This window comes from Kribbella sp. NPDC026596 (genome assembly GCF_040638415.1).
In the GTDB taxonomy this organism is placed as follows: Bacteria; Actinomycetota; Actinomycetes; order Propionibacteriales; family Kribbellaceae; genus Kribbella.
The window spans coordinates 37,066-50,741 of sequence record NZ_JBEZYF010000010.1; the positions used below are offsets into that span (position 1 = coordinate 37,066).

The 13,676-nt window shown below is 68.2% G+C and carries 10 protein-coding genes; 3 read left to right on the plus strand and 7 right to left on the minus strand.

Going from position 1 to position 13,676, the window contains the following annotated elements; all coding sequences use genetic code 11:
• Positions 1-367: 367 nt before the first annotated feature.
• The 6 genes from murQ to AB0E63_RS10615 all read right to left on the minus strand — a co-directional run bounded on the left by murQ (position 368) and on the right by AB0E63_RS10615 (position 9,436).
• Positions 368-1,261: an N-acetylmuramic acid 6-phosphate etherase gene (gene murQ, locus AB0E63_RS10590; RefSeq protein WP_360364019.1), complete on the minus strand. Its 894-nt coding sequence runs from the start codon at positions 1,259-1,261 to the stop codon at positions 368-370.
• A gap of 100 nt (positions 1,262-1,361) precedes the next feature.
• The gene (locus AB0E63_RS10595; RefSeq protein WP_360364021.1) at positions 1,362-2,249 is read right to left on the minus strand and encodes a MurR/RpiR family transcriptional regulator; all 888 of its coding nucleotides are present in this window, start codon (positions 2,247-2,249) and stop codon (positions 1,362-1,364) included.
• A gap of 35 nt (positions 2,250-2,284) precedes the next feature.
• Positions 2,285-4,021, minus strand: a complete 1,737-nt coding sequence (locus tag AB0E63_RS10600; protein ID WP_360364023.1) for a serine hydrolase — start codon at positions 4,019-4,021, stop codon at positions 2,285-2,287.
• On the minus strand, positions 4,018-5,295 hold the full coding sequence (locus tag AB0E63_RS10605) for a DUF1343 domain-containing protein (protein WP_360364025.1): 1,278 nt from the start codon (positions 5,293-5,295) through the stop codon (positions 4,018-4,020). The genes AB0E63_RS10600 and AB0E63_RS10605 overlap by 4 nt, the downstream gene beginning before the upstream one ends.
• A 23-nt stretch (positions 5,296-5,318) precedes the next feature.
• A complete protein-coding gene (locus AB0E63_RS10610; RefSeq protein WP_360364027.1) occupies positions 5,319-7,892 on the minus strand; it encodes a glycoside hydrolase family 3 N-terminal domain-containing protein in 2,574 nt (857 codons plus the stop codon).
• Between the two features lie 89 nt (positions 7,893-7,981).
• Positions 7,982-9,436, minus strand: a complete 1,455-nt coding sequence (locus AB0E63_RS10615; protein ID WP_360364029.1) for a ketol-acid reductoisomerase — start codon at positions 9,434-9,436, stop codon at positions 7,982-7,984.
• A gap of 75 nt (positions 9,437-9,511) precedes the next feature.
• On the opposite strand from AB0E63_RS10615, the gene ilvY reads away from it, so the two are divergent.
• Complete coding sequence (ilvY, locus tag AB0E63_RS10620; RefSeq protein ID WP_360364031.1) at positions 9,512-10,339, plus strand: HTH-type transcriptional activator IlvY; 828 nt, start codon at positions 9,512-9,514, stop codon at positions 10,337-10,339.
• On the opposite strand, the gene AB0E63_RS10625 is transcribed toward ilvY, so the two are convergent.
• Positions 10,263-11,327, minus strand: coding sequence for a LacI family DNA-binding transcriptional regulator (locus AB0E63_RS10625; protein WP_360364033.1), 1,065 nt, complete (start codon positions 11,325-11,327; stop codon positions 10,263-10,265). The two genes, ilvY and AB0E63_RS10625, sit on opposite strands and share 77 nt — an antisense overlap.
• Positions 11,328-11,481: 154 nt before the next feature.
• On the opposite strand from AB0E63_RS10625, the gene AB0E63_RS10630 reads away from it, so the two are divergent.
• Positions 11,482-12,717, plus strand: a complete 1,236-nt coding sequence (locus tag AB0E63_RS10630) for an ABC transporter substrate-binding protein (RefSeq protein WP_360364035.1) — start codon at positions 11,482-11,484, stop codon at positions 12,715-12,717.
• Positions 12,718-12,721: 4 nt separating this feature from the next.
• The gene (locus AB0E63_RS10635) at positions 12,722-13,672 is read left to right on the plus strand and encodes a sugar ABC transporter permease (protein ID WP_360364037.1); all 951 of its coding nucleotides are present in this window, start codon (positions 12,722-12,724) and stop codon (positions 13,670-13,672) included.
• Positions 13,673-13,676: the final 4 nt, after the last annotated feature.

Sequence of the window (13,676 nt, forward strand, 5' to 3'; positions counted from 1 at the left end):
CTATAACGACCCTTAAACCACACCTGTCTAAAGACCGCTAGGGGTTAGCAATTGGTATACATATTCCCCCACCAGAGGTTTCCATTCAGAAAGCCCCGCCCAAAACAACCGCCTCCCGAAAAGTTTCCGGGCCGCCAAACCCGCGGCCGCAACTGAAACCGGCGCCGCCGACAACCCCAGAAGCAGCACCGCTCCACACCCGACGACGACTTACCGCCACCCTCACGGACATGGCCTTCGCGTCGGCGTGCGTGGCCCACCTGCCGGCTCTGCGCATTCCTTCGCGTGATGCAGTACGCGTGATCCCGTGAGGGCGCCGCGCCGGAGGCGCCAGCAAACAGCCGCCGCCGACGGCGGAGATGGGCGCTTAGGCCGGAGTGCCGAGGGCGGTGAGTGCGGTGGCTACGCGGCCGTGGGCGGCTTCCAGGGCGGCTCGGGCGGCGGGGATGGGGGTGCCGGTGAGGAGGTGGACCAGGGCCGGCTTGAGTTCGCCGTCGGCCTCGGCCAGGGCGGCCTCGCAGGCGTCGGCGTCGGCGCCGGTGGCCTCGGCCAGGATCCGGAGCATCCGGCCGCGGAGCTTCTTGTTGGTGGCGACCAGGTCGACCATCAGGTTCGACCACGTGCGGCCGAGCTTGATCATCAGCGTGGTGGAGAACGCGTTCAGGATCAGCTTCTGCGCGGTGCCGGCCTTCAGCCGCGTCGACCCGGCGATCACCTCAGGACCGGTGTCCGCGGCGATCACGATGTCGGCCAGCGGAGCCAGCGGCGCGGACGGGTTCGACGTGACCAGCACGGTAGTCGCGCCGGCCGCTCGGGCGGCCTTCAGGGCCCCGGCGACGTACGGCGTACTCCCGGAAGCCGCCAGGCCGATCACGAGATCCTGACCGGTGACAGCGATCGCGTCCGCGGCGCCACCCTCCTCGGAGTCCTCGACGTTCTCGACCGCGCGGAGCAGCGCCTCCATGCCACCGGCGTGGTGGGCGACCACCAGCCCGTCCGGCACGTGAAACGTGGGCAGCAGCTCGGCGGCGTCCAGCACCGCCAGCCGGCCCGACGTCCCGGCGCCGAAGTAGTGCACCCGGCCACCGCCGCGGATCGCCGCTACACCGGCATCCACGGCCCGGGCCAGCTCGGGGATGACGACCTCGACGGCACCGGCGACCCGGGCGTCCTCGGCGTTCACCATCCGGAGGATCTCACTCGTGCCCACCGCATCGATGGCGAGCGTCCTGGGGTTGCGCTGCTCCGTCGGCGTGGTCACAGGTCCGATGTTAGTTTCCTACTGAAGGATTTTCAATTCTGTTCATCGTTGACGGAGAAAGGGAAGGAAGGAAAGGAAAGAGGGAGGGGGAGGGTTGACCTCACTCCGAGCCCTTGAGCCGGTGACCACGGACCGCGCTGGCGGTCTCCTCGAGCGCCTTGCGGGCGTCCGGGAGCACCTGCTGGGCCACCCCGATGAACAGGCAGTCGATCACTGTCAGCTGCGCGATCCGCGAAGCCATCGCACCGGACCGGTACGTCGTCTCCCGCGCGGCCGTGGTCAGCACCAGATCGGCCATCTTGGCCAGTGGCGAGCGCGGGAAGTTTGTCACCGCGACCGTGGTGGCGCCGTGCTTGGCCGCCTCCTCGAGGGCCTCGACGACCTCGACCGTCGTACCGGTGTGGGAGATACCGATCGCCACGTCGCCCTCACCGAGCAGAGCGGCACTGGTCAGCGCGATGTGCACGTCCGACCAGGCGAACGCCACCCGGCGGATCCGGTGCAGCTTCTGCTGCAGGTCCAACGCGACGAAGGCGCTCGCGGCGAACCCGTAGAGGTCCACCCGGGGAGCGTTGACGACCGCGTCGACCACCTTGGCCAGCGCGTCGACGTCGACCTGCTGCGCGGTCTCGCGGACCGCCCGTTCGTCGGCGAAGGCAACCTTGTTGACCACATCGGCCAGTGAGTCGCCGGGCTCGATGTCACCGCCCACCTCCGGCCGGATACTCTCCTGCGCCGACTGGGCCGCCAACTGCAGGCGGAGCTGCGGATAGCCGGGGACGCCGATCTGCTTGCAGAACCGGATGACCGTGGTCTCCGAGGTGGACGCCACCTCGGCCAGTTCGGAGATCGTCATCGCCGCCACTCCGCCCGGGTCCGCGAGGACCGCGTTCGCCACCCGCTGCTCGGCCGGCGCCAGCGCGGGCATCACCGCGCGGACCCGGACCAGCAGCGGCCCCGTGGGTTCTGGAGAGGAAACAGAGTTCATGACAGCACGGTACGGCGCCCATCCACGAGATGGGGTCACCGACGCGAAAGTCTCCAACCTGTTGCGGTAAATGATTCAGGCGTGCGTTCTCCGTCGAGAAGAACACCATCATCCGTCGTGATCTTCACACCATCGAGGTAGACACCGCGGCCTTGATACAGCGGATCCGTGGTGTATCGCCATCTGAGCGTCTGATCGCCCGCCCCGAGCTCGGCGCTCACCTGATGCCAGTGCCGGTCGCCGGACCCGCTGATCGACCCGTCGGTGTCGATCACCGAGCCGCGGTCCCGCACGGTGAACGGCACCTTCGTCCAGGTCGTCCCGTCCGCGGAACTCTCCAGGTACAGCAGGTCCGAGTCCTCGGTGTCGACGAACAGATCAAACGCCAGTTTCGCTCCACCGGCCGGTACGGCGACCTGCGTCGACAGGGTCGTGGTCGCGTTGTCCGTCGTACCGGAGAACCAGGCGTCCTTGCCGTGGCGCGGACCGACGCCGAGTGACAGCGCGAGCCCCTGGACGACGGCCCGGCGGGCCGGGTTGTTGCTGCCCCAGTTGCGGCTCGGGTGCACCCGGTTGGTCAGCAGGATCGCGAACGAGCGGGAGTCGAAGTCGATCACGATCGACGTGCCGGTGTAGCCGGTGTGGCCGGCCGTGCGCGGACCGGACAGGCCACCCATGTACCAACGCTGGTTCAGCTCGAAGCCGAGACCGTGGTCGTTACCCGGGAAGGCCTGGTTGAAGTTGGTGATCATCGCGGTCACCGAGGATTCCTTGAGGATCCGGGCACCGCCGTAGCTGCCGCCGTTCAGGAAGGTCTGGGCCAGCACCGCCAGGTCGTCCGCGGTGCTGAAGACGCCGGCATGTCCGGCGACTCCATCCAGTGACCAGGCGTTCTCGTCGTGCACCGAGCCCCACACCATGCCGCGCGGCGGCGAGGACTGGAACTCGGTCGCCGCGATCCGCGGCTTCTTCTTCGGGTCGGGGTTGTAGCCGGTGTCGCGCATCCGCAGCGGTTTCGTGATGCCGTCGGCGACCAGCTTGTCGAGCGTCTTGCCGGTCACCCGGTGCGCGACCTCGCCGAGGGAGATCAGGTTCAGGTCGCTGTACAGGTAGGTGCTGCCGGGCGGGTTCAGCAGCTTCGCGGTGAGCGCCAGCTGCAGCCGTTCCTCCGGCGTCTTGCCGGTGCTCCACAGCGGCAGCCAGGCCGGGAACCCGGTGGTGTGGGTGAGCGCCTGCCGGACCGTGATCGCCTCTTTGCCGTTCGCCGCGAACTCCGGCACGTAGGTGGCGATCGGCGTGTCCAGGCCGATCTTGCCCTTCTCGACCAGCTGCAGCACCACGATCGAGGTGAACAGCTTCGACACCGATGCCATGTCGAAGATCGTGTCGGTGCGCATGGGGATCTGCTGGTCGGCGGGAAGTTCTTCAGTCCCGTTCCCGGCTGAATTCACTGTGTACTTCAGCGCCAGACCGGTCGCCGTCCGGGTGACGATCTTCCCGTCGTGACCGAGCAGCGTGACCGCGCCGGCGTACAGGGGTTTCGCCGTACCGGCGGGACGGGTCCAGGCGTCCACCTGGGCCAGCGCCGCGTCGATCGGTGCCGGGTCGAGACCGGCCTTGACGGGGGTCGTGTCACGCAAGAGCGTGCCCTTCGGTGCGTACCCGGCGTACGGGCGGTCGAACCGGCCAGAGTTGTTGCCCTGAGCAACTGCAGGACTTGCCATCGTCACCATCACCGCAGAGGCTATCGTGAGCGCGGCGAGTCGTTTCACCGGTGTGCTCCCTTGTAGAGAAGGTACTTCGCGCGGCGGGCCGTCCAGGCATCGGTCTCGGACTTCCAGGCCGCCACGATCTCCTCGGCGGTCGCGTCCGCGGTCAGCATGGTGCGGAAACGGTCCGACCCGGTGAGCAGGTCGATCCACCGGCCGGGCGGGTTCTCGGCGCGCCAGGCGAACTCCGGGTACAGCTTGCGGGCCTCGACGATCATGTGCGTCGCCGCGGTGATCGCCTCAACCTTGTGCGGATCGGTGATCTGCACCTGGACGCCGCCGCAGAGCACGTTCGCGTTCTTGCTGATGCTCGGCGTGAAGTACGCCTCCCGGAACGCGACGCCCGGGATCTTCTTCGTCTGCAGCGCCTGCGCCCACTTGTAGTCGACGTACGGCGCTCCGATCAGCTCGAATGGCCGCGTCGTACCGCGGCCCTCAGACATGTTGGTCGCCTCGAACAGGCACAGTCCCGGATACAGCAGCGCGGTGTCGGGCGTCGGCATGTTCGGGCTCGGCATCACCCAGGTCAGGCCGGTGTCGTCGTACAGCTGGTCGCGCTTCCAGTTCTGCACCTGGATGACCTTGAGCTCCGTCAGCCGCGGGCCACCGGAGTCGAGCGGCAGGTACTCGGCGTTGAACAGCCGGGCCAGCTCACCCACGGTCATGCCGTGCTGCTGGATGATCTCCTCCTTGCCGACCCCCGAGGTGTAACCGGGCTTCAGCATCGGGCCCCGCGCGTACCCGCCGACCGGGTTCGGACGGTCGAGTACGACGAAACGCGCGCCGGTGCGGACCGCGGCCAGCATCGCCTCGTACATCGTCCAGATGTAGGTGTAGAACCGCGCACCGACGTCCTGGATGTCGAAGACGACGGTCTCGACGCCGGACTTGGTGTAGAGGTCGGCCAGCTTCGTCGCGGTGGCGCCGTACGCGTCGTAGACCATGATCCCGGTGCGCGGATCGACGTGGTCGCCTTCGGAACCGCCGGCCTGGGCACTGCCGCGGAAGCCGTGCTCGGGTCCGAAGACCGCGACCACGTTGACCTTCCCGGACGCGTGCATGGTGTCGACGATGTGGTTCAGGTCGGGCAGGATCCCGGTGGGGTTGCTGATCACGCCGACCTTCTGACCGGCCAGCGCTCGCCAGTCGTCGGCGGCCAGCGCCATCGCGCCGGTCATCACCTTGCCGTGGGACGGGCTTGCTTGGGCGGTCTGGAGGTCGACCAGCGGGGCGGCGGCGAGCACACCGGCACCCGCGAGCAAACTGCGGCGCTTCATCAGATCTCTCCTCGTTGCAGGCGTCAGAGGTGGAAGGACAGGTCGGCGACCACGGGACGATGGTCGCTGGCGGCAAGCTCCGCGGGTACGGCGGCCTGCCGGACCCGCAGGCCCGTGCCGACGGCGACGACGTCGATCCGTTTGACCGGGTCGACTGCCGGATACGTGTTCGGACCACCGGAGGTGGACTCCGCGACGGCCCATGCATCGGTGAGCCGGGTCCACAGCCCGGCGAGCTCCGGGGCGGCCGGGTCGGCGTTGAAGTCGCCGACGAGGATCTGCAGATCCTTGCGCCGATCCCCGGCCAGGATCTTCGTCGTGTCGCCGACCTGGAGCGCCCGGACGGACGGGTCCGCTCGGTAGTCCAGGTGCGTGCAGTACACGTGCAGCCGGCGACCGCGGACGTCGATCTCGGCCTCGAGGAACCCCGGCGCGAGTGCGGGCACCGGGTTCGGGTCCTGGGTGGACAGCCGGGTGATCGGATGGTTCTCGGTCCGGACCAGCGGGAACCGGGACAGTACGCCGACGCCGTACTCCCGGCGCGGTTGCCCGGCCGACGGCGGGTCGAGATCGTAGATCGGCGCGAACCCGGCGTACATCCCGAGTTTCGCGGCCAGCTCCGCGATGGTGTCGCGCCACTGGCTGCGGGCGTCCCAGTGGACGTCGACCTCCTGCAGCCCGATCACGTCGGCATCCAGGGCCTTCAGAGCCTGCGCGGTCCGGTCCAGGTCGAAGACGTTGTCCTCGCCGGCACCGGCATGAATGTTGTACGACGCAACAGTCAGCCGGGTCTGCCGTGGGTCGAAGGTGAGCCCGTGCCCGAACGGGTGCAGGGTCTCCGACGGATCGGGGTGCGCGGGGATCGCGACCGGCAGCTTGCCGGCCGGCGCGATCTCGCCGTACAGCACCTTGGCGAGCGCCGCCATCGACACGGCCGCGGTGCCGTACGTGGCCAGCGTGGTCTGCGCCGACGCGAAGTGCGCGACGTCGTACGGATCGCGGACGGCGACCACGATCACCGGACGGCCGGTCGCGAGCAGGCCGTTGACGAGCTTCTGTTGCTTGGCCTGCTTGTCGGTGACCTCGGTGTCCCAGGCCTTGTTCGTCAGGACGACGGTCAGATCAGCGTCCCCGGCCGCCGCCAGAGCGGCGTCGATCTTCGCGTCGGTCGGCGTCGTACCGGTGTCCTTGACCACCGCGGTCGCGCCCCGGTCCTGCAACGCCGTACCGAGACCGGCCGGGCTGTACCCGGCGACCAGGATCTTTCGCGGGGCCGGGGACAACGGCAGCAGTCCGGCGTCGTTCTTCAGCAGGGTCGTGCTGAGGTCGGCGATGCGCTGGGCATCGGCGTAGTTCGCCGCCGTGCCGACGACCTTGGCGACGCGGGTCAGGTCGACGTACGGGTGGTCGACGATGCCGGTCGCGAGCTTCAGCTTCAGGATCCGCTCGACGCTCTGATCGATCCGGGCCTCGCTGATCCGGCCGCCGCGGACCGCGGACAGCACCGAGTTGTAGGCCAGCCCGGGGTCGACGGGCATCAGGAGCTGGTCGACGCCGGCCTCGATCGCCCGGAGCGGGATCTCGGCGTCGCCGTACTTGTCCCGGACGCCCTTCATCCCCAGGGAATCGGTGATCACGACTCCGTCGAAGCGCAGCTGCTCGCGCAGGATCCCGGTCAGGATCGGCCGGCTCAGTGTCGCCGGATCACCGGACGGGTCGAGCGCAGGGACCACGATGTGCGCGGTCATGATCGAGTCGATGCCGGCCCGGATCGCCGCCTCGAACGGCGGCCGGTCGATCCGCGTCCACTCCTCCAGGGAGTGATCGATCACCGGGATGCCGGTGTGGCTGTCGGTCGCGGTGTCGCCGTGCCCGGGGAAGTGCTTGGCGGTCGAGACGATCCGTCCATCCCTCTGGTACCCCTTGACCTGCGCCGCGGTCAGCTCCGCGACCAGCGCGGGATCGGACGAGAACGAGCGGACGCCGATCACCGGGTTCAGCGGATTGATGTTGACGTCGGCGACCGGCGCGAAATCGGTGGTGACCCCGACGGCCTTCAGTTCCCGCCCGCCGAGCCCTGCCGCCAGCCGGGCGTACTGCGCCGACCGGGTCGCGCCGAGCGCCATCGCGCCGGGGAACTGGGTCGCGGGTGGGCCGACCCGGAACACGACGCCGTACTCCTGGTCGGTGCTGATCTGCAGCGGGATCCCGCTGTCGGTCAGGGACGCGCTCTGCAGGCCGTTGGACAGCCGGGCGATCTGCTGGGGGTCCTTCACCGAGTCGGTCCAGGCGAAGTAGATCACCCCGCCGAGATGGAACTTGCGCACCACGTCGGCCGGCGTCGCCACGCCGTACAGGCTGGTGTTGCGCGCGTCGGCCGTGTCCGCCGTCGGCCCGTAGGCGTAGCAGACGAACAGCTGGCCGACCTTCTGCTCCAGCGACATCCGGCGCAGGGTCTCGCGGACCCAGCGGTCGGTGCCGGCGTAGGCCGTCGTCGTCCCGGCGAGCGAAGTACCAGCAACAGAACCGGCAACGGCGGCCGCCGCGAGTCCGAGGGATTGGCGTCGGGTGAGTCGAAGGGGCAGCGGGGCAGGCATGGGCGGATTCCCCCATCAGTAATTGAATTACAGGCGCTCCCCCGCCACCCGAAAGTTACCCACCACGCCCACGGTGGGTCAAGGGCTAACTACACCGAGATGTCGACCGAGGGACGGAGGACCGCGGCCGCGGCGAGAGCTTCGTGAGCCGGGTTGTCCAGGAAAGCTTTGACCAGGGTCGGGTCGGCCGGGTGGTCCAGGCCGGGTAGGGCGATCTGCTCGTACGCCGCCTGGAAGCGCGGGCCCCAGCGACGGGTCCCCAGGCGGGCGGTGCGGGAGCAGTTGTCGACCATGTAGGCGACGTCGCGGGCGTGCATGTACGGCAGCAGCGAGTCGACCGCCTCGATCACGGACTCGTTGACGATCTCCGACCAGGCGTGGCCGCGCTCGGCGAACTCGTCGACCTGCGCCATCATCGTCGCCACGAACAGCCCCGCGGTCAGTGGATCGATGGTGGCCGGCGCCGAGTCACGGCGGGCACGAACCTCCGCGCCGTACGCCCACATCGGGCTGCCGCCGATCTCGGTCATCGGCCGGGAGGCGAGCCGCCGGTCGGCCAGGATCACACTGCGCAGCTCGGTGCCGTCGGCAACCTCGTCGTAGATCTCGGCGACCAGGTCACGGGCCGGGCCGTAGGCGGTGCTGTAGGCGCGATCGAACAGGTCCTGGTCGCTGGTCGCCGCACGGACGGCGGCCAGGCCGGACTGCGAGATGGTGCGCGCGATCGGACCGGTGATCGCCTCGGTGGAACGCTCGTACGCCGTCACCGGGTCGTCCCCGTCCAGGCGGAAGTGACGGTAGAGGGCCTCGACCAGACCGTGCACCGCGCCGAGCAGGATCGCCCGCTCACCGACGATGTCGGACAGGTACTCGTCCCGCAGCGTGGTGGCGAACGTGTACGGCGATCCGAGCCCGATCGACCAGGCGAGCGCGCGATCCGTGGCATGACCGTCGGGGTCGGCATGGACCGCGATGCTCGCGTTGATACCGGCACCGTTGACCGTCGCGCCCTGCTGGTACAAGCGCCGTACCGAGTCGCCCATCCCCTTCGGGCACACGGCGATCACCGGATGCCCGGCGGGGAAGTCGCTGCCGATCGCCGTCAGGTGCCCCAGCAGGAAGCCGTGCGACAGCCCGATCGTGGCTCCAGGCTTGAGTACTTCGAAGATCTTCGCGTGCTCGGCCGCCAGCGCCGCGTCCGCGATCAGCAGGATCACCAGGTCGGACGCCGCCGCCACCTCGAGCCAGTCCCCCAGCGTGCCGTTCGCCTCGGTGAACCTTTGCTCGCGCGCATCGTCAGCCGACGAGGATCCCGGCCGCAGTCCGACCGACACGGTCACCTCGGTCCCGGCCAGCGAGTCACGCAGGTTCTGGGCTTGGGCGCTCCCCTGCGGCCCCCAGCCCAGCACACCGATCCGCTGTACGCCGTGCAACGCCTGCGGCAGCAACGGGAACAGATCCCGCCCACCGCGCACGATGGTCTCGGTCCCGCCCGGCACGGTCATGGTCTCGGTCGTGAAGACCGACGAGGTGAAGGTACTCATGCCGTTCAGTTAAGGTCGATCCCAGGCATTGCAGCAAGCGCAACATCTGCACCGGGGCGTTGCAGGAGGTGAAACGTGGAACGGCGTGAGCTCGAACTGTTCCTGCATCTGGCTCGCACGCTCAACTACGGACGCACCAGCCTGGAGTGTCACGTCAGCGCGGCCACGCTGACGAGGACGATCCAGCGACTCGAAGCACGCGCGGGCGCCCGGTTACTCGACCGGGGTCCGCGCGGCGTCGTCCTGACCGCGGATGGTCAGCGGTTCACGGCGTACGCCGAGCGAGCGCTGGCGCTGTGGGAGGACTATCGGGCCGGTACCGGCGAGCCCGCCGAGTTGGCCGGGGACCTGAAGATCTTCGCGACCGTCACCGCGTGCCAGACGCTGCTGCCCGATCTGCTGGCGCCGCTGCGGGCGGCGCATCCGCAGATCCGGTTGGACATTCGCACCGGCGATGCAGCCGCTGCGCTGGCGCGGTTGGACGAGGGTGAGGTGGATGCGGCGGTTGCCGGCATTCCGAAGCGACTGCCGCAGAGCATGGTGACTCGGACGCTGGCCGTCACTGATCTGGTGCTCGTCAGCGCCGCCAACAGCGAGCCGGATGGTCCGTTCGTCGTACCAGCTCGTGGGTTGGTGCGGGCAGCGGCGTTCCGTTGGTTTCGCACGACCGGAGTGAAGCCGGTGATCGCGGCCGAGCCTGATGGGCATGAAGCATTGCTTGCGCTGGTGGCGCTCGGGTGCGGGACAGGCGTGGTGCCGAGGCTCGTGCTGGAGTCTTCGGCGGTGCGTGAGCGTTTGGTGGAACTGCCCGCGGATCTGGAACCTCTTACGATCGGGCTTTGCGCGCGGCGGGCCGACCTCCACCGCCCTTTGATCGCCGCCCTTTGGGGCCTGCGACCGTAGCCCCGGGGTAGAGCTTCGCCGGAACCAGCTGCGGTGGCAGGGGATCGGCGCCTTCCAGCTGGCGGATGAGTGCGTCGGTGCCGAGCTGACCGAGCTCCGGACCGGGTGTCCGCATGATCGTGAGCTCGGGGTTGGTGAGCGCCGCCATTTCCGGTGCCATCAGCAACGGAAGGACCGAGATGTCCGCGGGGACCTTCCGGCCGAGGCGGTTCAGGCCGGCCACGGCGCCGAGCGCGGCGAACTCGTTGACGATCAGGACGGCAGTGGTGTCCGGGTGGTCGCGGATCAGGGCGGCCATCGCTTCCTGACCCGCCATCGTCGATCCGGCAGACTCCATCACGACGGTCTCCAGGCCGTACTCCGCGGCGACCCGGCGATAGGCGGCTTCGGAACGGACGTACGGGCCGTAGGTGCTGAACAGCGGATCGTTGAGGTTGCCCGAGATCAGCACCAGCCTGCGATGACCGAGTTCGTACAGGTGCTCGACCGCGTCCTCGACCGTCCGGTCGAAATCGATGTCGACGTGCGACAGGCCCTCCAGCGAGCTCGTTCGCCCGATCATCGCGAACGGCGTACCCGTGTCCTGCAGGATCGTGACGCGAGGGTCGTCCAGCTGGACCTCCATCAGTACGACGCCGTCGACCAGGCCCTGGCCGACGAGCTCGGTCAGTTCGGTGCCGTCGTTGCCGACCGGCCAGAGCACCAGGTGGTAGTCCTGTTTGCGGGCCGCCTCGGCGGCGCTGGTGAAGAACTCCGCGGCGGAGAAGCCGAACTTGTGGTCGAGCGCCGGGTAGGCCATCGCGATGATGTGCGTACGCCGGCTGGCCAGCGCGCGGGCCACCACGTTGCGGCGGTACCCGAGCTCGGTCATCGCCAGCTCGATCTTCGCCCGGGTGGCCGCGGTCACCGGCTTCTTGTCGTTCAGCAGGAAGGACACGGTCGCGATCGACACGCCAGCACGGTCAGCAACGTCGCGCATCGTCACCATCGGATCCGTCCCCTCTGAACTCTTGACAGCAGTGTGACCCAAGGAACATAGTCCTTGGACACCTCAGTTAAGCGGTTTACCGCCCCTCAGAGCAAGTGCCAGGCAATCTTCCACAGCACGTGGTTAAGCGCTTTGATCGAAGGAGACCGAAGTCATGATCAGCAAGCGGATCGCCGCTGCGCTGGCGGGTGCGACGACGCTGTCGCTCGTGCTGGCCGCCTGCGGCGGCAACGGTGGCGGCGGCTCGGCGTCGTCCTCGTCAGGTGACACCGTCAAGAGCCTCACGATCCTGGACTACTACAACAACGACCCGGACAAGTCGTTGGTGCAGAAGGGCCTGGACTCGTGCGCGAGTCAGCTCGGCATCACCATTCAGCGGGAGACGGTGCCTGGTGACACCTTGATCCAGAAGGTGCTGCAGCAGGCCTCGTCGAAGACGCTGCCCGACGTCCTGATGCTCGACAACCCCGACGTACAGCAGATCGCCGCGACCGGCGCGCTGGCGCCCTTGAACGACATGGGCCTGACCGGGGACGGAGTCATTCAGGGCATGGTCGACGCGACGTCGTACCAGGGCAAGCTCTACGGACTGGCGCCGGTGACGAACACGATCGCGTTGTTCTACAACACCCAGATGCTGCAGGAGGCCGGCGTCCAGCCGCCGAAGACGTGGGACGAGCTGAAGACGGCGGCGAAGAAGCTGACCAAGCCCGGCCGCTACGGCATCGCGTTCAACGCCAACGCGACGTACGAAGGTTCGTGGCAGTTCCTGCCGGCGATGTGGACCAACGGCGGCGACGAGACCGACCTGACCAGCCCGCAGGTGGCGGAAGCCCTGCAATTGTGGGTGGATCTGGTGCAGTCGGGCTCGGCGTCGAAGAGCGTGATCAACTGGACCCAGGGTGACGCGAAGGACCAGTTCGTGGCCGGCAAGGCCGCGATGATGGTGAACGGTCCGTGGCAGATCCCCGCGCTGGAGAAGGCCCCGAACGTCAAGTGGGACGTGGTCAAGTTCCCGCTGAACAAGCCGGATCAGACACCGGTCGCGCCGCTGGGTGGCGAGGCCTGGACGGTCCCGCTGAACAAGGACCAGGCCAAGCAGCAGAAGGCCGCCGACTTCGTGAAGTGCCTGAACTCGGACGAGAACGAGCTGGCGTGGGCGAAGGCCCGGTTCACGATTCCGACCAAGACCGCGCTGCTCGACCAGTACGTCAAGGAAGTGCCCTCGATGAAGGCCTTCACCGAGCAGGTCAAGACCGCCCGCTCGCGGACCGGCAAGCTGGGCGACAAGTGGCCGGACGCCGCGAAGGTGATCTACCAGGCGATCCAGCTGGCGCTGACCGGTAAGGCCTCGGCCCAGGACGCCTTCAAGCAGGCTTCCGGCGGCTGATCTCATGGCCCACGCGACGCTCACCCGCACGTCGGAGGTGACCGGGCCGGGACCTGCACGCAGGTCCCGGCGCCACCGGGGTGAGGATCTGACCAAGGTCCTGTTCGTCCTGCCGGCCGCCCTGGCGATGCTCGCGCTGTTCGGCTACCCCGTGGTGAAGAACCTGGTGATGAGCCTGCAGGACTACAGCCTGCGGACCTTCTTCACCGGCGACGCACCATGGGTCGGGCTGAAGAACTACAGCACGGTCGTGACGGACAACCTGTTCTCGCAGGCGATGGTGAACACCGCGTTGTTCACCATCGGCTCGATCGTGTTCCAGTTCGCCATCGGGCTGGCGCTGGCGCTGTTCTTCCACCGGCGCTTCCCGCTCAGCGGCGTCCTGCGATCCCTCCTGCTGCTGCCGTGGTTGCTGCCGTTGATCGTCTCGAGTGCGACCTGGCGGTCGATCCTCGAGCAGGACAGCGGCATCCTCAACCGGACCTTGACCGGGCTGCACCTGATCAGCGAACCGGTGCCGTGGCTGAACTCGCCGTCGGTCGCGCTGATCGCGGTGATCGGGGTGAACATCTGGATCGGCATCCCGTTCAACGTGACCCTGCTGTACTCCGGGCTCGCCGAGATCCCCGACGAGTTGTACGAGGCCGGGCAGCTGGACGGTGCCACGGGCTGGCGCGCGTTCTGGTACATCACCTGGCCGAACCTGCGGGCGGTCGCGAGTGTGCTGCTGATGCTCGGCGTCGTCTACACGATCAAGGTGCTGGACATCATCCTCGGCCTGACCGGCGGCGGACCGGCCAATGCCACCCAGACGCTGGCGACGCAGTCGTACGAGCGGTCGTTCATCGACTTCAAGTTCGGCGAGGGCGCGGCTCTGAGCAACATCCTGATCGCGATCTCGTTCCTGTTCGCGATCTTCTACCTGCGCAGCACCCGCCGCGCGATCGACGAATAGGAGT

Bases quoted from the DNA above. Each gene is read 5' to 3' on its own strand.
- AB0E63_RS10630 (WP_360364035.1), top strand. From the start codon at position 11,482: ATGATCAGCAAGCGGATCGCCGCTGCGCTGGCGGGTGCGACGACGCTG.
- AB0E63_RS10615 (WP_360364029.1), bottom strand. From the start codon at position 9,436: ATGAGTACCTTCACCTCGTCGGTCTTCACGACCGAGACCATGACCGTG.
- AB0E63_RS10595 (WP_360364021.1), bottom strand. From the start codon at position 2,249: ATGAACTCTGTTTCCTCTCCAGAACCCACGGGGCCGCTGCTGGTCCGG.
- AB0E63_RS10610 (WP_360364027.1), bottom strand. From the start codon at position 7,892: ATGCCTGCCCCGCTGCCCCTTCGACTCACCCGACGCCAATCCCTCGGA.
- AB0E63_RS10635 (WP_360364037.1), top strand. From the start codon at position 12,722: ATGGCCCACGCGACGCTCACCCGCACGTCGGAGGTGACCGGGCCGGGA.
- AB0E63_RS10625 (WP_360364033.1), bottom strand. From the start codon at position 11,327: ATGGTGACGATGCGCGACGTTGCTGACCGTGCTGGCGTGTCGATCGCG.
- AB0E63_RS10605 (WP_360364025.1), bottom strand. From the start codon at position 5,295: ATGAAGCGCCGCAGTTTGCTCGCGGGTGCCGGTGTGCTCGCCGCCGCC.